Annotated in this window: 26 protein-coding genes; 3 read left to right on the forward strand and 23 right to left on the reverse strand. The window is 61.3% G+C overall.

The annotated features are described in order from the left end of the window. Positions 1 to 8: 8 nt before the first annotated feature. Positions 9 to 1,076 carry a uroporphyrinogen decarboxylase gene (gene hemE, locus J2X66_RS17875; protein ID WP_310266650.1) on the forward strand — a complete coding sequence of 356 codons (1,068 nt, stop codon included), beginning with the start codon at positions 9 to 11 and terminating at the stop codon, positions 1,074 to 1,076. A gap of 82 nt (positions 1,077 to 1,158) precedes the next feature. Here hemE and J2X66_RS17880 read toward each other — a convergent pair whose 3' ends face one another. After that, positions 1,159 to 2,433 carry an MFS transporter gene (locus tag J2X66_RS17880; RefSeq protein ID WP_310266653.1) on the reverse strand — a complete coding sequence of 425 codons (1,275 nt, stop codon included), beginning with the start codon at positions 2,431 to 2,433 and terminating at the stop codon, positions 1,159 to 1,161. A gap of 119 nt (positions 2,434 to 2,552) precedes the next feature. Between J2X66_RS17880 and J2X66_RS17885 the strand changes: the two genes are divergently transcribed. Beyond that, positions 2,553 to 3,452, forward strand: coding sequence for a LysR substrate-binding domain-containing protein (locus J2X66_RS17885; RefSeq protein WP_310266655.1), 900 nt, complete (start codon positions 2,553 to 2,555; stop codon positions 3,450 to 3,452). Between the two features lie 26 nt (positions 3,453 to 3,478). Here J2X66_RS17885 and J2X66_RS17890 read toward each other — a convergent pair whose 3' ends face one another. From J2X66_RS17890 to J2X66_RS17990, 21 genes are read right to left on the reverse strand one after another with little or no spacing between them, the layout of a single operon-like run. Beyond that, positions 3,479 to 3,883 (reverse strand): hypothetical protein, encoded by a 405-nt coding sequence (locus J2X66_RS17890; protein WP_310266658.1) that lies wholly within the window; start codon positions 3,881 to 3,883, stop codon positions 3,479 to 3,481. Further along, entirely contained in the window at positions 3,852 to 4,010 is a 159-nt protein-coding gene (locus tag J2X66_RS17895; RefSeq protein WP_310266660.1) for a hypothetical protein, read from the reverse strand. Before J2X66_RS17895 ends, J2X66_RS17890 begins: the two co-directional genes overlap by 32 nt. A gap of 25 nt (positions 4,011 to 4,035) precedes the next feature. Further along, positions 4,036 to 5,262 (reverse strand): beta-ketoacyl-ACP synthase, encoded by a 1,227-nt coding sequence (locus J2X66_RS17900; RefSeq protein WP_310266662.1) that lies wholly within the window; start codon positions 5,260 to 5,262, stop codon positions 4,036 to 4,038. Further along, a complete protein-coding gene (fabG, locus tag J2X66_RS17905; protein WP_027922085.1) occupies positions 5,262 to 5,990 on the reverse strand; it encodes a 3-oxoacyl-ACP reductase FabG in 729 nt (242 codons plus the stop codon). The genes J2X66_RS17900 and fabG overlap by 1 nt, the downstream gene beginning before the upstream one ends. Further along, positions 5,987 to 6,448 carry a hotdog family protein gene (locus J2X66_RS17910; RefSeq protein ID WP_027922084.1) on the reverse strand — a complete coding sequence of 154 codons (462 nt, stop codon included), beginning with the start codon at positions 6,446 to 6,448 and terminating at the stop codon, positions 5,987 to 5,989. The genes fabG and J2X66_RS17910 overlap by 4 nt, the downstream gene beginning before the upstream one ends. Beyond that, positions 6,445 to 7,641 (reverse strand): beta-ketoacyl-[acyl-carrier-protein] synthase family protein, encoded by a 1,197-nt coding sequence (locus tag J2X66_RS17915; protein ID WP_059181769.1) that lies wholly within the window; start codon positions 7,639 to 7,641, stop codon positions 6,445 to 6,447. The genes J2X66_RS17910 and J2X66_RS17915 overlap by 4 nt, the downstream gene beginning before the upstream one ends. After that, on the reverse strand, positions 7,638 to 8,120 hold the full coding sequence (locus tag J2X66_RS17920; protein WP_310266667.1) for a hypothetical protein: 483 nt from the start codon (positions 8,118 to 8,120) through the stop codon (positions 7,638 to 7,640). The genes J2X66_RS17915 and J2X66_RS17920 overlap by 4 nt, the downstream gene beginning before the upstream one ends. Before the next feature lie 49 nt (positions 8,121 to 8,169). Continuing rightward, complete coding sequence (locus J2X66_RS17925) at positions 8,170 to 9,417, reverse strand: NAD(P)/FAD-dependent oxidoreductase (RefSeq protein WP_310266668.1); 1,248 nt, start codon at positions 9,415 to 9,417, stop codon at positions 8,170 to 8,172. Then, complete coding sequence (locus J2X66_RS17930; protein ID WP_310266670.1) at positions 9,404 to 10,564, reverse strand: sodium:proton antiporter; 1,161 nt, start codon at positions 10,562 to 10,564, stop codon at positions 9,404 to 9,406. The genes J2X66_RS17925 and J2X66_RS17930 overlap by 14 nt, the downstream gene beginning before the upstream one ends. After that, positions 10,561 to 12,903 carry an MMPL family transporter gene (locus tag J2X66_RS17935; RefSeq protein ID WP_310266672.1) on the reverse strand — a complete coding sequence of 781 codons (2,343 nt, stop codon included), beginning with the start codon at positions 12,901 to 12,903 and terminating at the stop codon, positions 10,561 to 10,563. The genes J2X66_RS17930 and J2X66_RS17935 overlap by 4 nt, the downstream gene beginning before the upstream one ends. Next, on the reverse strand, positions 12,887 to 13,489 hold the full coding sequence (locus J2X66_RS17940) for an outer membrane lipoprotein carrier protein LolA (RefSeq protein ID WP_310266675.1): 603 nt from the start codon (positions 13,487 to 13,489) through the stop codon (positions 12,887 to 12,889). Before J2X66_RS17940 ends, J2X66_RS17935 begins: the two co-directional genes overlap by 17 nt. After that, the gene (locus tag J2X66_RS17945) at positions 13,486 to 13,911 is read right to left on the reverse strand and encodes a thioesterase family protein (protein WP_027922077.1); all 426 of its coding nucleotides are present in this window, start codon (positions 13,909 to 13,911) and stop codon (positions 13,486 to 13,488) included. The genes J2X66_RS17940 and J2X66_RS17945 overlap by 4 nt, the downstream gene beginning before the upstream one ends. Then, positions 13,904 to 15,448 carry an aromatic amino acid ammonia-lyase gene (locus J2X66_RS17950; RefSeq protein WP_310266680.1) on the reverse strand — a complete coding sequence of 515 codons (1,545 nt, stop codon included), beginning with the start codon at positions 15,446 to 15,448 and terminating at the stop codon, positions 13,904 to 13,906. The genes J2X66_RS17945 and J2X66_RS17950 overlap by 8 nt, the downstream gene beginning before the upstream one ends. Beyond that, positions 15,429 to 16,376: a glycosyl transferase gene (locus J2X66_RS17955; RefSeq protein ID WP_310266682.1), complete on the reverse strand. Its 948-nt coding sequence runs from the start codon at positions 16,374 to 16,376 to the stop codon at positions 15,429 to 15,431. The genes J2X66_RS17950 and J2X66_RS17955 overlap by 20 nt, the downstream gene beginning before the upstream one ends. Further along, complete coding sequence (locus J2X66_RS17960) at positions 16,373 to 17,107, reverse strand: glycosyltransferase family 2 protein (protein ID WP_310266685.1); 735 nt, start codon at positions 17,105 to 17,107, stop codon at positions 16,373 to 16,375. The genes J2X66_RS17955 and J2X66_RS17960 overlap by 4 nt, the downstream gene beginning before the upstream one ends. A gap of 41 nt (positions 17,108 to 17,148) precedes the next feature. Then, positions 17,149 to 18,831: an AMP-binding protein gene (locus J2X66_RS17965; RefSeq protein ID WP_310266687.1), complete on the reverse strand. Its 1,683-nt coding sequence runs from the start codon at positions 18,829 to 18,831 to the stop codon at positions 17,149 to 17,151. Then, on the reverse strand, positions 18,828 to 19,373 hold the full coding sequence (locus J2X66_RS17970) for a hypothetical protein (RefSeq protein ID WP_310266689.1): 546 nt from the start codon (positions 19,371 to 19,373) through the stop codon (positions 18,828 to 18,830). The genes J2X66_RS17965 and J2X66_RS17970 overlap by 4 nt, the downstream gene beginning before the upstream one ends. After that, positions 19,370 to 19,624: an acyl carrier protein gene (locus J2X66_RS17975; RefSeq protein WP_007947135.1), complete on the reverse strand. Its 255-nt coding sequence runs from the start codon at positions 19,622 to 19,624 to the stop codon at positions 19,370 to 19,372. The genes J2X66_RS17970 and J2X66_RS17975 overlap by 4 nt, the downstream gene beginning before the upstream one ends. Before the next feature lie 9 nt (positions 19,625 to 19,633). Then, positions 19,634 to 19,894: a phosphopantetheine-binding protein gene (locus J2X66_RS17980; protein ID WP_027922071.1), complete on the reverse strand. Its 261-nt coding sequence runs from the start codon at positions 19,892 to 19,894 to the stop codon at positions 19,634 to 19,636. Further along, positions 19,875 to 20,684, reverse strand: coding sequence for a 1-acyl-sn-glycerol-3-phosphate acyltransferase (locus tag J2X66_RS17985; protein ID WP_027922070.1), 810 nt, complete (start codon positions 20,682 to 20,684; stop codon positions 19,875 to 19,877). Before J2X66_RS17985 ends, J2X66_RS17980 begins: the two co-directional genes overlap by 20 nt. Then, positions 20,660 to 21,385, reverse strand: coding sequence for a beta-ketoacyl synthase chain length factor (locus tag J2X66_RS17990; RefSeq protein WP_310266695.1), 726 nt, complete (start codon positions 21,383 to 21,385; stop codon positions 20,660 to 20,662). The genes J2X66_RS17985 and J2X66_RS17990 overlap by 25 nt, the downstream gene beginning before the upstream one ends. Positions 21,386 to 21,739: 354 nt before the next feature. Between J2X66_RS17990 and J2X66_RS17995 the strand changes: the two genes are divergently transcribed. Further along, entirely contained in the window at positions 21,740 to 22,510 is a 771-nt protein-coding gene (locus J2X66_RS17995) for a ParA family protein (protein WP_310266697.1), read from the forward strand. A gap of 131 nt (positions 22,511 to 22,641) precedes the next feature. Here the strand turns inward: J2X66_RS17995 and trxC are convergent, their stop codons facing one another. Further along, the gene (gene trxC, locus J2X66_RS18000) at positions 22,642 to 23,076 is read right to left on the reverse strand and encodes a thioredoxin TrxC (protein WP_310266699.1); all 435 of its coding nucleotides are present in this window, start codon (positions 23,074 to 23,076) and stop codon (positions 22,642 to 22,644) included. Between the last annotated feature and the right edge of the window lie 50 nt (positions 23,077 to 23,126).

The raw sequence follows: 23,126 nt of genomic DNA on the forward strand, positions 1-23,126 counted from the left end.
ATGCCGACATGACTGCCCTGAAGAACGACCGTTTCCTTCGCGCCCTGCTCAAGCAACCCGTAGACGTCACCCCTGTGTGGATGATGCGTCAGGCCGGTCGCTACCTACCTGAATACCGCGCCAGCCGTGCGAAGGCCGGTGACTTCATGAGCCTGTGCATGAACCCGGAGTTCGCTTGCGAAGTCACGATGCAACCGCTCGACCGCTATCCGCAACTGGACGCGGCGATCCTGTTCTCCGACATCCTGACCATCCCGGATGCCATGGGCCAGGGCCTGTACTTCGAAACCGGCGAAGGCCCGCGCTTCAAAAAAGTCGTCAGCACCCTGGCCGACATCGAAGCCCTGCCGATTCCTGATCCGCACAAAGACCTCGGCTATGTCATGGACGCGGTCAGCACCATCCGCCGCGAACTGAACGGTCGCGTGCCGTTGATCGGCTTTGCCGGCAGCCCATGGACCCTGGCCACCTACATGGTCGAAGGCGGCTCGTCGAAAGACTATCGCAAGACCAAAACCATGCTCTACGACAACCCGCAAGCCTTGCACCTGCTGCTGGACAAGCTCGCGCAGACGGTCACCAGCTACCTCAACGGCCAGATCATGGCCGGCGCGCAAGCGGTGCAGATCTTCGACAGCTGGGGTGGCAGCCTCTCGGCAGCGGCGTACCAGGAGTTCTCCCTGGCCTACATGAAGAAAATCGTCAGCGGCCTGATCCGCGAACACGAAGGCCGTAAAGTTCCGGTCATCCTGTTCACCAAGAACGGCGGCCTGTGGCTGGAAAGCATCGCCGACGCTGGCGCTGATGCCTTGGGCCTGGACTGGACCTGCGACATCGGCAGCGCCCGTGATCGCGTCGGCAACAAAGTCGCGCTGCAAGGCAACATGGACCCGACCGTGCTGTACGCCAAACCGGAAGCCATTCGCACCGAAGTCGGCCGTATCCTCGCCAGCTACGGCAAGGGCAGCGGCCACGTGTTCAACCTCGGCCATGGCATCACGCCGGAAGTTGATCCTGAACACGCGGGTGCGTTCTTGCGCGCGGTGCATGAGTTGTCGGCGCAGTATCACGAGTGATCGTCGTCCGATAATGAAAACGCCCGGCTAATGCCGGGCGTTTTTGTGTGCACGATCCAATGTCGGGCGCGGATCAAATGCGTCAGGCTTTGACTCCGCCCAATGGCGGCAACTTCGCCAGCTTCAACGCCACCAGCAACGCAATCACCAGCAATGCGCCAATAAACAACCCGATTCCGTTCCACCCGCCCAAGTGCCAGAACACCCCGCCCGCCGTCCCGGCGATGCTCGACCCAGCGTAATAGCTGAACAGATACAGCGATGACGCCTGCCCCTTGGCCTTGATCGCCCGGCGGCCAATCCAGCTACTGGCCACGGAGTGCGCGGCAAAGAAGCCAAAGGTAAAGATCAGCATGCCAATGATCACCACCGGCAGCGGCGTAAACATCGTCAGGGCCAGGCCGGCGAGCATCAGCACAATCGTCGCCCAGAGCACTTTGCGGCGACCCAGCTTGTCAGCCAGCGAACCGATCTTCGCCGAGCTGTAGATCCCCGAGAGGTACACCACCGAGAGCAGTCCGACGAAGGCTTGTTCCATGTGATACGGCTCGGCCAGCAAGCGGTAGCCGATGTAGTTGAACAGCGTGACGAACGCGCCCATCAACACAAAGGCTTCAATGAACAACAACGGTAAACCGGCATCGCGAAAGTGCATGGTGAAGCCGTCGAGCAAGCTGCGCGGGTGCAGCGAGCGGGCGCGGAAGTTACGCGACTCGGGAAGGATTTTCCAGAACACCGCTGCCGCGATCAGGGCCAGGCCGCCGATCACCAGCATCGCCGTGTGCCAGCTGACGAAGTCGATCAACACGCCGGTGATCAAGCGCCCGCTCATCCCGCCAATTGCGTTGCCGCCGATGTACAAGCCCATCGCCAGACCGATGTGCTGTGGGTGGATTTCTTCGCTCAGGTACGTCATGGCGACCGCTGCCAGGCCGCTCAATGACAAACCGATCAGTGCGCGCATCACCAGCACGCCGTGCCAGCTCGGCATCATCGCGCTGGCCATGGTGCACAACGCGGCGGCGAACAATGCGGCGACCATCACCGGTTTGCGACCGACACGGTCGGAGATCGGGCCGGTGATCAGCAGGCCAATGGCGAGCATGCCGGTCGCGACCGACAGGATCAGGCTGCTCTGCGCCGCGTTGATCGAGTACTCGTGGGACAGCAGCGGCATCATCGGTTGTACGCAGTAGAGCAAGGCGAAGGTCGCGAAGCCGCCGGAGAACAGCGCCAGCACGGTGCGCATGAACATCGGCGTACCTTTTTCAATGTAAATCTCCTTCAGCTCGGCGACGACATCGTCCGCCGCGGCGGGCGGAACTTCATGGGCGAGTGGAGCGAGAGCAGTTTTCACGTTGGACCTCGGAGGGACGCAGCCGGGCAGGCAATGAAAAAATCATATAGCTGCCTAATGATTCAATCCAATATATTGTTCGACCTGTTTGAGAGCTTTTACGACCTAATGGGGTTTTCATGGAATTGCGTCACCTGCGCTACTTCATCGCCGTCGCTGAAGAACTGCACTTCGGCCGCGCCGCTCAGGTGCTGGGCATCTCTCAGCCGCCGCTGAGCCAACAGATTCAGGCACTGGAAGCCGAGGTTGGCGCACGCTTGTTCGAGCGAACCAATCGTCGGGTCGAGCTCAGCGAAGCCGGTCGGTTGTTTCTGCAAGAGGCGCGGCTGGCGCTGGCGCAAGTCGACAAAGCCGCCGACGTGGCGCGACGTGCGCAACTGGGTGAGCTCGGTGAACTGAAGATCGGCTTCACGTCCTCGGCACCGTTCAACTCGACCATTCCACAGGCGATTTTTTCGTTTCGCCAGCGCTTCCCGGCGGTGCACCTTAATTTGCGGGAGATGAGCAGCACCCAGGTCGCCGATGCGCTCGTCGACGAGTCGATCGAGGTCGGCATCATGCGGCCGTTGGGGTTGCCGGACTCCCTCAGCGTCGTGGAACTGATGCGCGAGCCACTGGTGGCGGTGCTCAGCTCCAAGCACCCCTTGGTCAATGGCAGCGAAGATGGATTGTTTCTGTCAGCACTGGCCCTTGAGCCTTTCGTGTTTTTCCCCCGCAGCTACGGCAGCGGTCTCTACGCCCAATTGCTCAGCCTGGCCCGCGATTCCGGTTTCAGTCCGCACTTTGCGCAGGAAGCGGGTGAGGCGATGACCATTATTGGCTTGGTGGCGGCGGGGTTGGGCGTGTCGGTGCTGCCGGCGTCGTATCAGCGGATGCGCATCGATGGCGTGGTGTATCGACCGTTACTGGATCCGGCGGCGGTGTCGGCGGTGTGGCTGGTGCAGCGCAAGGATCAGAAGTCGCCGATGGCCAAGGCGTTTGTTGAGTTGTTGACCAGAAAGGTTGAGTTCATAACTTAAGAAAACTTTGCTGACGCTCCATCAAATCAAAGAACCCTTGGGTGGCTGGTTACTTTGTTCGCGAGATAAATTTTTTTGTAAAACTTTACGGTGGCGCGTTTTACGCCTTCACGGAAGTTCTGGAAGGTGGGTTCGTAGGCGTTTTGCAAGGCGACAAGCTGGTCGCGGTCCGGGTCGGTGGCCAGTTGCTGGATCACGTCGTCACGCAGGTAGGTGATCCAGCGGTTGTAGGTGCCGTGGATCTGGCCGTCGTTGTAGTTCAGGCCCCGGCTGTCGCGGTAGTCGATTTCAAACGAGGTCGATGTGTAGGGAATGTCGATTTCGGCGTGGTGTTCGCCGCGCACGGTGATAGCCGCTTTGATCAGGCCGGGGCGCGCCGATTGCACGGTCCATTCGCGTTCAATCAGCGAGGTGACGATGGCGCGGCTCATCCAGTCGCTGGTAAAGCCCTTGTCGGCGGGGAAGCCTTTCCTTCGCGGTGTACACCAGGTTACCGGTGCAGCCGCTCAGCGCAGCGGCCACTGTGAACAACGCGCCGATGCGCTGATGCAGAGTCATTCCTTTTACTCCAGACGTGGTTCAGTCAGCGCCAGCGACGAAAGATCAACGACGTGTTGACGCCACCAAACGCGAAATTGTTGTTCATCACGTATTCATTGCTCATCTGCCGGAACTCGCCGCGCAGGTAATCCAGCTTGCCGCAATGCGGATCGACCTCGTCGAGGTTCAAGGTGTGTGCGTACAGGTCGCGGTTCATCATTTCGATGCTGAACCAGGATTCCAGTGCACCGCAGGCGCCCAGGGTGTGACCGAGGAAGCTTTTCTGCGAACTGATCGGCATGTGTTCGCCGAACAACGCGCTGGTGGCCAGTGTTTCGGCAATGTCGCCCTGTTCTGTTGCGGTGCCGTGGCCGTTCACGTAGCCGATGTCCGACGGCTGAAGCCCGGCGTCTTCCAGCGCAAGCTCCATGGCCCGGCGCATGGTCAGTTGCTCGGGACGTGTGGTGTGCTGGCCGTCGGCGTTGCTGCCGAAGCCGACGAGTTCGGCGTGGATGCGCGCGCCGCGAGCCAGTGCGTGTTCCAGCTCTTCAAGCACCAGCATGCCGCCGCCTTCACCGATCACCAGACCGTCGCGGCCCTTGTCATAAGGACGAGGGGTGGATTGCGGGGCGTCGTTTTTCAGGCTGGTGGCGTACAACGCGTCGAAGACCATGGCTTCGGTCGGGCACAGCTCTTCGGCGCCGCCCGCCAACATCAGCGGCAGGCGGCCGAACTTGATCGACTCATAGGCGTAACCGATGCCCTGGCTACCGCTGGTACAGGCACTCGACGTCGGGATCAAACGGCCGGTGAGGCCGAAGAAGATGCTGATATTTGCAGCCGTGGTGTGCGGCATCATCCGCACGTAGGAGTTGGCGTTCAGGCCTTCGGCCACCGAGTTGAGCAGCATGTTGCCGAATGCCTTGATCTCGTCGGTGCTGCCGGTGGATGAGCCGCACGCGACGCCCATGCGACCGTCCTTGATCGACTCGTCACCCAGCAGTCCGGCATCGGCCAGCGCTTGCTCGGCCGCGCCCACCGCAAGCCGCGACACCCGGCCCATGCTGCGCAATTGCTTGCGCGTCCAGTGGCTCGGGATCTTGAAGTCATCGATCGGGCCGGCCAGGCGCGTGTTGAGTTCGGTAAAGCGATCCCACTCGTCCATGCGCCGAATGCCGCTGCGGTTGGCCGCAAAGTGCCTTGCGATGGTGTCCCAGTCGCTGCCCAGTGAAGTGATGCCGGCCATGCCGGTGACGACAACGCGCTTCATCAGCACAGGCCTCCATTGACGGCCAGAACCTGCCGGGTGATGTACGACGCTTCCGCCGACATCAGGAAATTCACCGCGCCGGCCACCTCTTCCGGGGTGCCCATGCGTTGTGCGGGGATCATTTTCATCAGTTCTTCCACGGGCACGTTTTCGTCGAGCATGGCGGTGTCAATCAGGCCGGGCGCGACACAGTTGACGGTGATTTTACGCTTGCCCAATTCAATCGCCAGCGCCTTGGCTGCACCGATGAGGCCGGCCTTGGAGGCGCTGTAGTTGACCTGACCACGGTTGCCGATCAACCCCGACACCGAAGTGATACAGACAATTCGGCCGGCGGCGCGACGACGGATCATCGGCATCATCACCGGGTGCAGCACGTTGTAGAAACCGTCGAGGTTGGTGCGCATCACCACGTCCCAATCATCCTCGCTCAGCGCCGGAAAAGCACCGTCGCGGGTCAGGCCGGCGTTGAGCACCACGCCGTAATAGGCGCCGTGGGCTTCGACGTCGGCTTCGAGAATGGCTTTGCAGCTGGCACGGTCGGAAACGTCGAACTGCAGGACGCGTGCATGGCGGCCCAAGGCTTCGATTTCGCCTTTTACCGCGATGGCGTCCGCGAGGCCGCTGCGGCAATGCAGCACGATGTCGTGCCCGGCCTGAGCCAGGCGCAAGGCGATGGCACGGCCGATGCCACGGCTGGAACCGGTGACCAGTACAGGTTCAGTCATGACTGGACTCCTTCGGGTTCATGTAAATATTGAGCGGCCTGAGGCGGACGAAACACGTTCAGGCGCGCGCTGGCGTGGATGCCCGGGGCGTTGATATGGCATTCGAACACGCCCATGCCATTGTCGTCTTCCAGCGAGCGCAGGCCGTGGATGGTCAGTTCCGTACCCGCCGGAAAGTGCTCGACGTTGCACTCGAATTTACGGCTGCCCAGCAGAAAGCCCAGCGCCACCGCATCACCGCGCTGGCGCGCATGGCAACCGGCGTAGGCGGCAACACTCTGGGCCATTATCTCGATGCCGACCCAGGCCGGCAGGCTGCCGTCGGGACGGTTGAACAGGCCGCCGGGTCTGACGGTGAGGCGGGTGTGAATCTGCTCGTCATCGAACGCCAGGATCTGCTCGATGAGGATCATGTCGCCAGCGTGGGGCAGCAACTCGGCGAGCGGCCAGTCAATCATGGTGCATCTCCGATAATCAGGCTGACGTTGTTGCCACCGAAGGCAAAGGAATTGCTCATCAAATAGCGAGGTGCAATGGACGTCAGGCGATCGGCCGGGGTCACCCAATGCAGCGCGGGCAGGAGCGGGTCGGGCTGGCCGTCCCAGAGATGAGGCGCCAGGGCGTGGTCGCGGTTGTCCGGGCTCAGGCTCAGCCAGCAGAACGCGGCTTCCAGCGCACCGGCAGCGCCGAGGGTGTGACCGGTCATCGGCTTGGTCGATGAGCAGGGTACGCCTTGCGGGAACAGCGTCGCCACGGCGAGGCTTTCCATGGCGTCGTTATGCTGGGTCGCGGTGCCGTGCAGGTTCAGGTAATGGATCTGCTGCGGCTGCAGGTTTGCCCGGTTCAGGGCTTTGCTCATGGCTTGCAGTGCACCACGACCGGTCGGTTCCGGCGCGGAAATATGGTGCGCATCGGAGCTGGCGCCGCTGCCGAGTAAGGCAATGGCCTGGCCATCTCCTGCATTTTTGCTCATCAGAAACAACACGGCCGCTTCGCCGATGTTGATGCCGTTGCGGTTGACTGAAAACGGATTGCAGCGTTGTCCGGACACCGCTTCCAGGGCCGAGAAGCCGTTGAGGGTCAGTTTGCACAAGCTGTCGACGCCGCCGCACAACACCGCGTCGCACAGGCCCAGGTCCAGCAGGCGCTGGGCACTCATCAGCGCCCGGGCGCTGGAGGTGCAGGCGGTGGAAATCACATAGGCCGGACCGCTCAATTGCAGCCAGTCGGCGAGGAAGCTGGCCGGCGCGCCGAGTTCCTGTTGCTGATAGTCGTACTCGGCAGGGAATTGATGTTCACGGATGTAATGGGCCAACCCACGGCTGGCCTCATCGATACCCGAAGTGCTGGTGCCCAGAATCACGCCGATCCGATCACGGCCGTAGGTCTGGATCGCCTGATCAATCTCGTCGCGAATTTGCAGTGCGGCGTCCATCAGCAATTGGTTGTTGCGAGTGTCTTGCACTTTCAACTCAAGCGGAATCGACGGCAGTTCGCCGCTCACTGCCGCAACCGGCAAGGCGCGCTCTGGCACCCAGCCGGTTTCGACGCGCAGGCCCGAGCAATCGCCGGCAAACAGATTGGCGGCAACCTCGTGTTTGCCACGACCCAATGCGCAGATCACCCCGAGGGCATTCAAGTAGGCTGTCATGGTGCTTCCCCGCTCAGCGGCGTGACTTCATACCGGGGCCCCTTGGGCAGGTTCAATTCAAAGGTCATGGGTTGTGAATATAAGACGTCCCAGTGTGTTGGCAGCGAGCGTTGCCTGCCGTGCTGCCACGCAGTGGGGTAATTACCCGACAGTTCATCCTTGGGGGTCAGGGCAAACAGCAGCGCGGCGAACAGCTCCCGGGCTTCCGGGTTGGGCGGCAACAGACCATCGGCGTGCCACTTGCCATCGATCAGTTTCTGCCGCGCTTGTGGAATGCCCAGCAAATCCATCATCGACCAGCGAAGCCCCGCCTCTTCGTGCTGGATCACCAATACCCAGTCCTGTCGTTGCGCGGCTTCAAGGCGCTGGATGTGCAGTTGCAGCGGCAACGACAGCTTCGGGATGTGCTCGGGCAGCGGTGCCTGGCTGGCGCAAGCGCTCAGCAACAGCAGGCAGCCCAGGAGCAGAAAACGGATCATCAGGCATTACCTTCAAGGGAGTTGCACCGCAAACAGGCGGTCCTGTCATTCATGTGACATCTCTGGCGCAGAGTTCTGACAACATGCGCAGCCGACGCTTGGGTTCACTGACGAACGGGTTGCGTTCGTCCCAGGCATAACCGGCGAGAATGGCGCTGATCATGCGGCGGATATCCGGTGAGCCGCCGGTGTGGAAGATCACATCCTGGAAGGTCCCGGCGTACCAGCCCTCGACGTAGCAACGGAAGGTGTCGACGCCACGCTTGAGCGGTTCGGCGAACTCGCTCTGCCAGTCCACGCTGTGCCCTTGCAGTTGGCGATGCAACACGCCCGCGGCCATGCTCGCCGAGCGCATGGCGATGGTCACACCGGAGGAGAACACCGGGTCGAGGAACTCCGCGGCGTTGCCGAGCAGCGCAAAGCCGGGGCCGTGCAAGGTTTTGACATTGGCCGAGTAGCCGCCGATGGTGCGTGCGGGTGTGTCCCACACGGCATTTTTCAGTACGCCAGCCAGGCTCGGGGTTTCGGCAATGAAACCGCGCAGGCACTCGTCCAGATTCTCCATGCGACCTTCGAAATGTTCAGCGGCCGCGACCACGCCCACCGAGCATCGACCGTTGCTGAACGGGATGGTCCAGAACCAGATGTCGCGATGGATGGGGTGGGTCGTAATCAGGATCTTTTCCCGCTCGAAAGACGGGCTGTCGATATGGTCTTCGATATGGGTAAACACGGCCTGGCGCACCGGGAAGTTCGACGGCGCTTCAAGGTCCAGCAGACGTGGCAGCACACGACCATAGCCGCTGGCGTCGAGCACGAAATCCGCTTCGACGCGGTACTGGCTGCCGTCTTCGCGCAGCACCTCGAGCTGCGGCTTCGGCAAGTCGAAATCGACGCTGACGATGGTTTCGCCGTAACGCACTTCTACGCCTTGCAGCGCAGCCTGATCGGCCAGCAGCTTGTCGAAATCGGCGCGTTGCACCTGGAATGTGGTCGGTTTGCCATGGCTGAACGTGTCGCCAAAATCGAAGGCGCTGTACTGCTCGCCCCAGGCGAACGCGGCGCCGTTTTTTAGCTGGAAACCTGCATCGTTCACGGCTTCGAGCATGCCGGCCTCTTCAACGAAATCCAGGCAATGCGATAACAGGCTCTCGCCGATGGAGAACCGTGGGAAGTGCTGGCGCTCGATCATCAGCACATCATGACCGTTGCGCTTGAGCAGCGCGGCAGCGATGGCGCCCGAGGGCCCCGCGCCGATGACGACGACCTGGCGACGTTGCATTTCAACTGTTGGCACGGGGGCTCCTTGCCGGGGCGGCGATGTTCAAAGGGGGGCTGTGCATGCCGGCCAGTGCCGGCAGCAGCGTTGCGATCAGGCCCATCACCATCAGCGCAAAGTACAGCGCCGGGCTGATGAGTTGTTGTTGCAGCAGCAGGTTGAGAAAAACGATCTCGCTCAAGCCACGAATGTTCAGCAGCAAGCTTTCCCGCCAGCGACTGGCGCCTTCAAAGGAGGCGCCGGCCCAGCCGAGACCCAGCCAGTTGCCCAGCAGTTTGCTGGCAATCGGCAACAGCAGCAATGCGGCCAGTTGTAGCCAGCTCAGGCTGGTCATGGCGGCGTGAACGTTGATCTGCACAATGCCGAACGTGAGGATCAGCGGAATGGCGATCCAGGTTTGCAGACGGGTCATCCACACTGCGGACATTGGCCACACCAGCGGTACTTTCAGCGCGGCCATGCACAGCAGATAACCGATGCCGAAAATCAGCGCATTGAGCTTGAAGTGCTCGGCGACCACCAGCAGCGCGAAAAAACAGCCACTGTGCAGCAACGGCTGACGCAGACCGAGCACACGCAGCAGCACCGGCAGGCAGGCACCAGCCAGCGGCAGGAGCAAACTGCTCAGGTGCAGGCTGCCTTGAGCGAAGCCGAACAGCGTCCAGCACGCCAGGTCGATGAGGATCGCGGTCTGCACCAGGCGCCGGGTGGCGTCGGGCGGGTAGTTGATGTGGCGCAGGTACAAATACAGCACCGGAATCGCGGTGATGGCGAACACCAGGCCCACCGCCAATGAACTGATCCACGATTGCGCGGGCAGCAACCACACCGCCGTCGCCAACCCCCCCGCGAACGGAACGCAAAAACTCGGCAGGGCGATTTTCAGGCTCTGGCGATCCAGCCGCAGATCGATCACGTCACTCAGGATGTGCCCCAGCAGCAGGGCAAAGCTCAGGCTATAGAGGTTTTTCAGCCATGTCGGCGAGATCAGTTCAGCGCCGCTGAGCTGCCAACCGGGTTCGATCCAGAGGTACATCAGCAGCGGCAGGCCGAAGGTCGCCAGCAGCAACTGGCTGACGATGGGAATCAGGCCGAAATGACGACCGACACGGGTGGCCACGCCGAACAGCGCGAGGGCCATCAGCCAGAACAGGGCGATCATCATGCGGCTGACTCCGCGACCGCAGCCGTGTGCAGATGTCGTCCCGCCCATGGCGCCAGGATGAAACTGAAAGCCAGCCCCAGGCTCACTGACAATCCAAAGTTGCTCACGGCCGGGGTACTTGATACGGCGAGCAGACCGAACGACAGCCAAGTGGTCAGCGCCGCCAGCAAGGTACCGAGCAGGCTCACAGCGGCGCCGCCGACCTGCTCGCGCATGAGGATCGCGTAATCGACACTGATCGCCGTCACCAGCAGCAGGCCGAACAGGCTGAACAGCGTCAACGGTTGCCCCAGCCAGCCGAGACTGGCCAGGCTGCACAGCGCGGCGAGCAGAGGCAGGGCGACGATGCGCAAGGCACCGCCGAGACCGAATGGCAGTATCAACACCAGCACGATCAGCGCGCAGGAGGCGAGTTTGAGCTCCGCTGCGCTGATCTGTGTCGCGGCGAAAACGCTGTTCAATTCACCGAGACGGTCGACCAGTTTGACGCCGGGCAAATCCAGCGCTTGAACGCGTAACAGGGTCGGGTCGTTCAGGCCTTGCAGGCTGACCATCGCCGCCACGCCACCGTCACCGGTCGGCCCCAGCCACAGTGGGCGATAAGGTTCAGCCAGCGGCCCGAGCAGTGCGGCATCGATGTCTTCGGTGGGCAACGCCTGCAGTTTCGTCAGCTCGGCGTGCAGCGCTTCTGCCGGTACACCGACGTCGAGCAGTGGCTGCCAGAACTGAGGCAATTTGCTCAGTGCTTCCCGCACGTGCTGCTGCTCGCTGGGCTGGCTGACCAGTTGATTCAGCGACAAGTAGCCCTGGAGTTTGTCCAGGTTCACCAACTGATCCAGTCGGTCGCTCAATGCGGTCTGACGCTCCAGTAACTCCTGTTGATTGGTGCCGCGCACCAGGAAGAACTGGCTGGTCGGTTGAAAACCGGTGATGCGCGCAATGGTCTTGGCTTCGTCAGTCAATTGCTGCGGTGCGCCGATCCATTGGCGGATGTCGTTTTTGCTGTCGAGTTGCAGCAGACCGCCCACGCAGAAAGCAATCAGTATGGCCAGCAATACCGGCGTGCTGGCCTGTTTGAGCAGCGCGTCACGCAGGCTCAGCAAACATTCGCAGAGGCGCAGTGGCCATTGTGCTGGACGGATATCGGCGCCCTTGAGCAGTGCCGGCAACAGACAAACGGCGGACAGATAGGCACCCAGCAAACCGGCGGCGGAGAACACGGCTATCTGGGTCAGGGCCGGGAACGGTGTCCACGCAAGCGCCAGGTAACCGATGCAGCTGGTGATCAGGCTCAGCGTCAGGCCCGGCAGCGTCAGGCGCAACGCGGGCCAGCTGTGCCAGGGTTTCAGGCTCCAGCTTTTCGACAGGTAATGCAGCGGGTAATCGACGGCCACACCGATCAGGCTGGAGCCGAGCACCAGCGTCATCACATGCATGTGGCCGAACAGCGCCACGCAGGCCACCGCGCCAAACAGCATGCCCACCAGCACCGGAATGAACGCGAGCAATACCCGCCAACGCCGGAAGGCCAGCAACAGCAACGCCAGAATCCCCAGTGTGGCGCCGCCGCCGACCCACGTGATCTCGCGAGTCGCTTGTTGCTGACCACTCGCGGCGTAGAGTAATCCGCTGGCTGCCAGCAGTTGCACGTCAGACTGCGCCGCTTGTTCGCGGCTGTGTTTCAGCAAATCGGCCACTTGCAGCGGCAGGCTCATGTCGAAGGCGTTTCCGGTGGTTTTTGCCCGCAGCATCACCCAGCTCTTGCCGTCGGCATCGGCGATCAACGCGCCGCTGCCAATGTCCAGTTGCACGGTGCCGTGTTGCGGCTGGCTGTTCTGGATACGCCCGGTCAGGCCCAACCAGTCATCCTGGCTCGGCACCAGACTGAAGCCGGTGAACGGGTCGAACAGCGCCTGAACCCGTTGCTGGATGAACACGTCGGGATGCTCGACCAGTTGCTGTCGATCCGCCTCGGACAGCATTGCCAATCGGCCTTGCAGCAGTTGCGTGCGCAGTGCGGGCAAGTCGGCTTGTAACGTCCACTGCACCTTCTCGAACAGACCGCTGGCCTGCCATTGCTCGCCGAGCTTCTGCGCCATGGCGATGGCGTGCTCGCGATCCTTGTGGCCGACCAACACCAGCATTTCGCGGTTCAGCGGTTCCTGCATACGTTGTTCGGCGCGCAGTTCCAGCGCATCCGGCGCCGTGCCCGGCACCAGTTCCATCAGGTTGGCCGACAGCGGCGCGCCGTCGCGCCATTGCCAACCGGCGAGCGCGAGCACTGCCAGCAGCAGGATCAGGAATAGCCATGGCAGCCTGCGTTCACTCGGCAAAGTCATGTTGCTCCGCAGTGCTCAAGGGGTGGGCGCTGGTGCTGTCCTGCATGCGCAACAGGGTGCTGTCGCCTTGGGTTTCCAGCAGTTCGATGGTGCTCACCAATTCACTGCCGGTGATGTTGATCTGCTTGAACACTTGCTTGAGCAGCAGCGAGCGCGGGATCAACGTCAGCTTCCAGTTCTGCGCGTCGCCGCTCAATGACAGCTCGAAGTCACGCTGCAACCCGCTGCTGTCGCCTTGCAGTACGGCGAGGAACAAGCGGTTCTGCTCGGCGCCGGCGCTCTTGCCTGGCAGCATTTGCCAACCGTTGGCGTCGCGTCGGGCGATGCCGTTGGCGGTGATGCGGTAATCCTGTTGCAGCGGGGTTTTCAGCAGCCACAGCAGGCCATGATTTTTTGCGAGAACGAACGTGCCCTTGCTGGTCAGCGGTTGGGGCAGGGCGCGCAGGTGTTTTTCCTGGATGAAGTTACCGTGGATGACATCGGGTTTGGCCAACTGATCACTCAGTTGTTGCAGATCAAAGGCGTTGGCGAGCGATGACAAGCCGAGCAGTACCAGCGCACCGAAATATTTGAAGATCGGGTTCATGCCAGCGTCCTTTCGACAGCGTCGGTAAAGACCTTCGGTGAGGCCAGCTGCATTTCGCGGCTGGCCATGTCGACGGCGACCTGCACGGAGCTGGCGCGGGTCAGGCGTTCGCCGGTTTCCAGGTCACTGATCAGGTAATTGATCTTCAACCGGTTCTCCCACTCCACCAGATTTGCCCGCACGTTCAGCTTCTGCCCGAACACTGCGCCGCGCACGTAGCGCAGTTGCAAGTCGATGACCGGCCAGGCGTAACCCGACTCGGACATCGCCGTGTAGTTATGGCCGATCTTGTCCAGCAGCGCGCAACGGGCGACTTCCAGATACTTGACGTAATGGCCATGCCAGACCACGTGCATGGTGTCGACGTCAAAGAACGGCACCTGGATTTCCGTATCGGTGTGAAGCACTCCCTTGCTACGCATGCAGCCTCCAGTGTTGCTCGGCAATTCGTTTCAGGCACAGACGCAATTCGCCTTCCAGGGCACGATCTTCGATGACCGGCGGGAAGTCCTTGGCCAGTTCCTCGTGCATGGCGGCCAGGGCTGGCGGCAATGGGCGAGCATCCTCGGCCTTGCTGCGCAGCCACACGCCCTGATTGGCTGCGAGCAAAGTCGCGGCGGCGACCTGTTCGGTCAGCTCCAGCACACGAATCGCATCGCGGGCGGCAATGGTGCCCATGCTCACTTTGTCCTGGTTGTGGCACTCGGTAGAGCGCGAGAAAACGCTGGCCGGCATGGTGTTTTTCAGTGCTTCGGCGGTCCAGGCGCTGGTGCCGATCTGCACGGCCTTGAAGCCGTGGTTGAGCATCGCCCGGTCAGCGCTGGCGCCGGACAGATTGCTCGGCAAGCCATGGTTGTAACGCTCGTCCACCAGCAACGCGAGTTGCCGATCCAGCAAGTCGGCCACGTTGGCCACCAGGTTTTTCAGGCTGTCCATGGCGAACGCGATGTGCCCGCCGTAGAAATGCCCACCGTGCAAAACGCGCTCGGCTTCAGCGTCGATGATCGGATTGTCGTTGGCGCTGTTGAGTTCAATTTCGATGAACGAGCGCAACCAGTTCAGGCTGTCGGCCAATACACCGAGGACATGGGGCGCGCAACGCAGGGAATAACGGTCTTGCAGGCGGTGAAGCGGCGCGGTCGGCGCGTCGATCGCCAGATCCTTGCGCAGCCACGCGGCAACTAGCATCTGCCCCGGGTGCGGTTTGGCGGCGAACAGTCGCTCGTCGAAGTGTTCCGGGTTGCCCTGCAACGCCACCACGTTCAGTGCGGTGATGCGGGTGGCCAGTTGCAGCAGGTAATCGGCGCGGGCGAAGGCCAGGCAGGCAAGGCCGGTCATCACGGCGGTGCCGTTCATCAACGCCAGTGCCTCTTTCGGTCGCAGTACCAACGGCTGCCAGCCCAGTTCACGATGCACGTCGGCGGCTTGGCGGCGTTCACCTCGGAACATCACTTCGCGTTCACCGGACAGGGTCGCAGCAACGTAGGACAACGGCGTCAGATCACCGCTGGCGCCCACCGAACCTTCTTCCGGGATCAGCGGCAGGATGTCGTGTTCGAGAAACGCTTGCAGGCGTTCCAGCAGTTCCACGCGCACTCCGGACACGCCGTGGCACAGCGACTGCAAACGCGCAGCGAGCACCGCACGGGTGGCTTGTTCGTCGAGCAGTTTGCCCAGGCCACAGCCGTGAAAGGTATACAGATGACGGGGCAGGGCCTCGACGTGGTGAAGCGGCACCGCGACCACGCAGGAGTCGCCATAACCGGTGGTCACGCCATAGATCACGCCTTCCTTGTCCAACAGGGAATCGAGGAATCGCGCGCCCTTGGCGATACGCTCGCGGTACGCGGGATCGCCCTGCAACTGCGTCGGCACCTGACGGTTGGCCAGGGCCAGCACGTCTTCGATGCGCAAAGGGAGTTCGCCGAAGGTTACCGGCTCATGCGTTGGCGTCGTCATCGGTCTTCCAGAAAGGGTAAAAGTTGAACCATTGTTGGGGCGCTTCGAGGCAATAGTGACCCAGGCGCTCGGCGTAGCGGGACGCCCACTGATGAATGACCTGTTCGCGATCGCTGCGTTTCCACACCACGGCCTCGGCAAACGGTTCGAGGGTCACGCGGTATTGGCCCGATGGTTTTTTCAGGCACATCAGCAGATTGATCGGGCATTTCAGCAAACCGGCGAGCAGCCACGGCCCCTGAGGGAACGCCGCCGGGTGGCCGAGAAAATCCACGGTCACACTGCGTCCGCCGTGCAGCGGCACGCGGTCGCCGGCAATCGCCAGCCATTCGCCGCGTTCAAGGCGCTCATGCAATTGCAGCATGATCACCGGGTCCAGCTCGCTGACCTGGATCAACCGCAGATTGGTTGCACCGGCCTCGCCGAGTAAACGGTTGAACTGCTCGGCGTGTTTGGTGTGGACCAGCACGTTCATCGTGACTTTTTCACCGATTTCGGCGAGTGCGCGGCAGACCTCGAGATTGCCCAGGTGTGCGCCCACCAGCATCTGCCCACGGGTGCCGCGCAGTTGATTGCGCAGCAGCGCCGGATCGATGATTTCGATCTGGTCGATGCTCAGCTTGCCGTTCCACACGTCGAGCTTGTCGAGCATGGAGTCGGCGAATGCCATGAACTGGCCGAACACGCGCCAATGGGTGGGGCGCAGTTCCGCGCGACCGCTCCAGTCGACGAGACGTTGCTGGTACTGCCAGGCGCTGTGGCGCGCGCTGCGTCCGAACAGGAAAAAGTACAGGACGATGCCGTACAAAATCGGGCTCAACAGCCGCCGGCCCAGCACTTTGGCGCCGAACGCGGTGAGCTTCATCAGCCAGAAGCTGCCTCGCTCCTGGCGATCGGCCCAGTGCTTTTTATCTACGTCACTGCTCATGCCCGCCACCGTCGCCAGAGGATCATCGGTGCCCGCAGCAACATGCCGAAAAACAGCCGTGTGTGCATGCTGGAAATCAGCACATTGTCGTGGAACAGGCGGAAATGCGAGACACCGTCCAGCGGGTAGTGAACCCGGGTCGGCAGCCATTGCATCGGCAGGTTGCGCCAGGCCAGGCGCACGAGAATGTCGGAATCAAAGTCCATGCGTTTGCCGATCTTCGCCGAGTCGATCAGCGCCAGCGTCGGCGGTAATGGATAGACGCGAAAGCCGCACATGGAGTCGCGAATCTGCAAGGACAACGTGTTGATCCACACCATGACGTGCGTCAGGTAGCGGGCGTACAAACGACCTTTGGGCACGCTGGCGTCGTATTGCGGGTAACCGCAGATCACCGCGCCGGGGTGGGCGCGTGATTGCTCAATGAAGAGCGGCACGTCTTGCAGGTCGTGCTGTCCGTCGGCATCGACTTGCAACGCGTGGCTGAAACCCAGGCGTGAGGCTTCGCGCAGGCCGGTCATGACGGCGCCGCCCTTGCCCTGATTGGCAGTAAGGCGGATCAGGTTGACCATCTCGCGTTGGGCCAATCGGTCGAGCACTCTGGCGCAGGCTTGATCGCTGGCATCGTCCACCAGAATGCACGGCAGGCCATTGGCGATCAGCGCATCGACCACGGTGGTGATTGCGTTTTCGTGGTTATAGACCGGGATCACGGCGCAGGGACTATGCACGATCTGAAACCTCTCGCCACAACAAGCGCTGACACCACAGGTTATGCATTACTTGCCGCCTCCAGCAAAATCCGCCCACTTGAGCAGGTGGCGGTTTCATTTCGATAGGCGAAATACAATTTGCTGCGCTCCGGGTCAAAGCGCAGGTGCAGCTGGATTTCGTCACCGGGGCGCACCAGTTGCTGGAATTTCAGCACTTCCATGCCCGCGAATTTTGCCGGCAGGTCCATCAATTGCTGGCCGAGGCTCATCGCCCATTCCACCTGCACCACGCCGGGCAGTACCGGGGTTTGCGGGAAGTGGCCGCTGAAGTAAGCGAGGTCCGGCGGGACCGCCAGCTGAAGGCTCCACTCGCCGTCGAATTCGACCTGTTCGAGCACTTCCGGCGCTTTGACGCGGGGCGCCAGCAGCAAAGCTTCGACATCGGCCTGAGGCAGTTTGCCCTGAGCGTTCAGAGGCATTTGCCGCAGCAATCGCCAGCGTCGTGGCAGGGCGAGGGTTTCGCAGTGCTGGGTCAGGTGCTGACGCAGTTCCTGCGTGAGGGCGCGTCGACCCTGATTGCGCAAGGCATGCAGGCCTGATTCGGTTAACACCAACAGCGCACCCAGCGAGGCGCGGTTTTCCTGGACCACACCGAGGCGCGCTTCCGCGACCCAGTTGTGGTTCATCAGGGCCTTTTCCAGCATAGGCAGCGAGATACGTTTTTCTTCCAGTTTGACGATCCGGTCCAGCCGCCCGAGCAATTCAAAACGGCCGTTGGCCGTAATGCGTGCGGCGTCAGCGGTGTGTTCGGTGTGGCCCTTAGGCAAATAGGGCGATTGGATCAGCAGCGCGCCATCACTGTCCTGGCTCAGTTCGACATCCGCAAATGGCTGCCAGAGATCCTCCCCCTGACGCCAGGCGATGCCGCCGGTTTCCGAGCTGCCGAGGATTTCCGTTGGCCATTGTTGCAGACGCTGGTGCAGGCGCTGCGCGGCCTCGGCGGGCAATGCACCACCCGAGGAAAACACTCGTCGCACGGCGCTCAAGGCAGGCCAGTCGAGGTTGTCTCCCATGCGTTTGAGCAGCGCCGGGCTGGCGACCCAGGCAAAGGCCGGGTGTTCACGGCTGGCGCGCTGCAAGTCTTCGGGAAACGCCAGCTGCTTGCGTACAAATGTCCGCCCGGCGCACAACGGCCACAGCACCCGGAACAGCAAGCCATAGATGTGTTGAGTAGCGACGCTGCCGATGATGCACGCCTCGCCCAGGTCTGCGCCCCAGAGTTGTTCCAGCGCCTGAACTTCATTGGCCAGTTGGCGCAGGGTTTTGTCGATGCGTTTGGGCTCGCCACTGGAGCCGGAAGTGCAAAGGCTCAGCTGGCAGGTGTCCAAGTCCAGTGCGGCACCCGCGAGAGGCGGGTGACGGTAATCGCTCAGGTGCGCGTCATCGGCCAGATCGGTCAGCCACAGATCGACTTCGCCGGACCAGCGCTGGCGCGTCTGCGGTTGCAGGTCGGCGGGCAGCAGCACGCTGACCCCGGCACGCCAGGCGCCGAGCAGGGCAATGGCCAGGTCGGCGGCGTCTTCCAGGTGCACGGCAATGCGCTGCACACCTTGGGCTTGCAGGCCGGCTGCCAAACGCAGGGCCTGTTCGCACAGTTGAGCATGATTCAACGCCGGTTCGGCCGTGACGGCACGCTCCGGTTGAGCCTTGAGCAATAGCTGCTCAAGCTTTATCCAATTCATGAGTGGCCTCGAACCCGTTGTCGTATCAGCCATTCAATGGCAAACAGCAGGCCCATCAATCCGTAGGAAATCAGACCGGTGTACAACATCCACCAGCTCAGCGGCGCCCAAAGGGTCAGGGCGGCGGCGAGCAAGCCGTTAAAGATGAAAAACACACACCAGGCAATCGTCACCTGACGCGTATAAATAATGGCCTTGGCCGGCAGGTGCGGTTCACGCAGACGCGCCAGGCGTTCGACCATCGGCGGGCCGAATTTTAGGCTCAGGCCAAACAGCCCGAGCATGAATGCGCTGATCAACACCGGGTACCAGCGCAGCAACTGCGGGCTGTCGAACAGTGCCAGCAACAGGCAAAAAGCGATGGCGATGGTCGCCATCCACAGGCTGCCGGGACGCCGCGCACCGAGCAACGCCCGAGCCAGCCACAGGCTGCCCAAGAGCAGGCCGAACTGCCACGGAGCAAAATGTTCCATGCCGAAATACACCGCAAAGGGGTACAACAGGCCCGCGAGCAGCAGGCCAAGGCCGATCAGTCGGCTCATGCTGCCGGTTGAACCAGGCGATACACCGCCTCGACCACGTCGCTGACAGTGCGCACCGATTTGAATTCTTCGGCGGCGATTTTCTTGCCAGTCTGACGCTTGATGTGATCGATCAGGTCGACGGCGTCGATGCTGTCGATTTCCAGATCCTGATACAGGTTCGATTCGAGGCTCACGCGTGCCGGGTCCAGCTCGAAGAGTTCGACCAGGGCATCGCGCAGGGTGTTGAAAATGTCGTCACGAGTTTGCATGGTCCGGTCTCAAGCTGCCTGTTTTGCAGTGACGAACGCCGCAAGGCTCGCCACGTTGGTGAAGTGATTACGGGTGTCCTTGGCGTCGGCGTCGATTTTGATGCCGTATTTTTTCTGAATCGCCAGGCCGAGCTCGAGAGCGTCCACCGAATCCAGGCCCAGGCCTTCGCCAAACAATGTCTGTTCGTTGTCAATGTCGTCGGCGCTGATGTCTTCGAGGCCGAGGGCGTCGATGATCAGATCTTTAATTTCACGGTGTAGATCGCTCATCTTCGGCGAGCTCCTTAATAAAGTAAGTATGCAAATATTCGTTGAGCTTGCGCGAAGCCTGTGGGGGCGGGCCTAGCGTTGCGAAAGACTGTGGGTCTATATCGGCCCCAACACGAAAACTGAAGTGCACGCGGCGTTTCGGGATCCGATACCAGGGCTCGGCCTTGGTCAATGTTGTCGGGCTGACCTTGATAATCACCGGGGTGAGGATTTTCGCACCGCGCAGAGCGATCGCCGCGCCCCCCCGATGAAAGGCTGGCGCCTCGCCAGGCTGGGTGCGCGTGCCTTCGGGAAAAATGATCAAGGTCTGACCGTCTTTCAACGCATCGGCAGCCGCGTCCAGCATGTCCATGCTGCCGTCGTTGCTGATGTATTCGGTACGGCGTAGCGGGGCGCGGGTAAAGGGGTTGTCCCAGAGGCTTTGTTTCACCACGCAATTGGCATGAGGCACCAGGCCAATCAGAAACACGACATCAATCAGCGAGGGGTGATTGGCCAGGATCATTTGCCCGGGACGACCGAGTTTTTCCGCGCCCTGAATGTCGTAGGTCAGGACACCGGTACGGGCCATGAACCGGACAAAAAACCAGAAGCAACGACTGACGGTTTTTCGTGCGCGCAGACGGTGGGTTCTGGCATCCCCGGGCAGGCAACCCAGCAGCGGGAAAACCACCAGCCGCAGGCACAGGCCGCCCAACCCGAACAGGGTGAAGCTTGCGGCAGTGGCCAGCAGGCGCCAGTAATAGGCGTCGCGGTTTTTTCCGGTTACGGGGTGCGATGCCAGGTCCATACACGATTCTTCCAGGCATGTTGGCAAGTGGTTTGCTGGCCGAGCAGGGTACGTAACAGATTCAGGGCATGGGGCCAGTGGGCTTTGGACAAGCTTTGCGTCGAGCTGTTCAAGGACAACTGCCAGTCGGTACCGGGGGTCAGCAACAAAGCCACGGCATAGGGAAACGGCACATCGTCGATCCAGGTCTCGTAGGCGTCGGGCGGTTGTTCTTCGGCGACAATCAGCAGGACAGCAGGCGAGCCTTCGTCCAGCATCGCCGCGGCCTCTAGCATGCCGTGTTCAAGCCCGTCACCGGCAGCGGCGAGCGCCGTCATTTCGCTGGTTTCGCCACGCATGATCGACCATAGACCAATAACGGCGTTGTGGACGGACAAGCTGAATTGAGTGGGTGACAACGGTTGGTCGGCCGCCAGATCCCTGAGGATTTCGAACGTGCGCGGCGTTTCGCCGTGGCGGGAAATAAAGACCAACGGTAGGTCAGTGCGACCCTCGGCCAAGGGCCAGCCGACACTGAAGGCCATTCGCGCCAAACGGCTGAGTCGTCGGCGCTGCATGGCGGGCAGAAACGACACGTCGGGAGCGGCATCGCTGCTCGCAAGCACGACCGGTTGTCGGCTCCATGCCTGCCAGTCGTCCACGCTTTCGAGCCCGGGAGCCCATGCGCGCCATTGGGCGATGTTGAAGTTGATCACAGACATACATCCCGCCCCTGCAGGGCTAACGTGACGCGGGAGTCGCAAAAACAGCGACAGACCTTACGTGGCGCGTAACGCCGAGTGGCGCGCATTATCCGGGTGCTACGGGTGCGTAGCAAATGCTGGTTACATTTTGCGCAAGGAAATGTACCGTCCGGTCCACGAAAAGCTATCGGTTGGCCCTTATCTACATCGGAATGCGCGCGTCTGTCGGCCAGTTACCCGAATCAGTGAATGAGATTGCCTCCTATCAATGGGGAAACAGGACATGACCGTGTAGTCCTTGTCCCAAGGAGGTAGCTAAGCGATGCCGTGGACTACTACACTCGGTCATTCTTTGATACACGGAGGTCTGACATGCGGCGCGTGGTATTTAATCAAAAAGGTGGCGTGGGCAAATCCAGTATTGCCTGCAATCTGGCGGCGGTCAGCGCCAGCGAGGGCTATCGCACCCTATTGGTGGATCTCGATGCCCAGGCCAACTCCACTCAATACCTGACGGGCCTCACCGGCAATGACATCCCGATGGGCATCGCCGATTTCTTCAAGCAAACCCTTTCCTCCGGCCCGTTCTCGAAGAAGAACCAGGTCGACATCTACGAAACGCCCTTCGACAACCTGCATGTGATCACTGCCACGGCTGAACTGGCGGATTTGCAACCCAAACTTGAGGCCAAACACAAGATCAACAAGCTGCGTAAGCTGCTTGACGAGTTGGGGGAAGATTACGACCGGATTTACCTGGATACACCGCCCGCGCTGAACTTCTACGCGGTATCGGCGTTGATTGCTGCGGATCGCGTGCTGATCCCCTTCGACTGCGACAGCTTCTCGCGTCAGGCGTTGTACGGGCTGCTGGGTGAAATCGAGGAATTGAAGGAAGACCACAACGAAGGCCTGGAAGTCGAAGGCATTGTGGTCAACCAGTTCCAGGCTCGCGCCAGCCTGCCCCAACAGATCCTCGACGAGTTGATCGCAGAAGGGTTGCCGGTGTTGCCGGTGTACCTGGCCAGTTCTGTGCGTATGCGCGAATCTCACCAGGCGAACACGCCGCTGATCCACCTCGACCCACGGCACAAGCTGACCCAGCAATTCGTCGAACTGCACAACCTGCTGGAAAATGCCTGATCCCTGAAAACACCACCGAACCCATGTAGGAGTGAGTCTGCTCGCGATAGCGTTGTAACAGTCAAAATTGATGCCGACTGACAATCCACTATCGCGAGCAGGCTCACTCCTAGATTTGATTGGCGGTGGTTTTAGATCCCTTGGCTACGCAGCCAACTCATCAACTGCGGCAGCGGAAACGCCCCGCTCTGGCGCGCCACTTCCCGGCCGTTCTTGAACAGAATCAGACTCGGAATCGAGCGAATCCCCAACTGCGCCGACAACTGCTGGTTCGCCTCGCTGTCCAGTTTCGCCAACCGGCACTTGCCCGCCAACTGAGCGGCCGCCTGCTCGAACACCGGCGCAAACGACTTGCACGGCCCGCACCAATCGGCCCACACATCCACCAGCAACGGCAGATCGCCTTTGATCTGGCTGGCGTAATCGCCTTGCTTCAATTCGAACGGCTTGCTCAGCAAGACCTCGGCCTTGCAGCGCCCGCATTTTGGATGGTCGCTGAGGCGCTCGGGGGGGATGCGGTTGAGGCCGTTGCAGTGGGGGCAGGGGATGAGGAGAGGGTCGGTCATGGTCGGCTCTTCGAAAATTAGCAATCAGTGCCAGGGATCTGGAGGCAAAG

This window comes from Pseudomonas sp. 3296 (assembly GCF_031456615.1).
Taxonomy (GTDB): domain Bacteria; phylum Pseudomonadota; class Gammaproteobacteria; order Pseudomonadales; family Pseudomonadaceae; genus Aquipseudomonas; species Aquipseudomonas mucoides.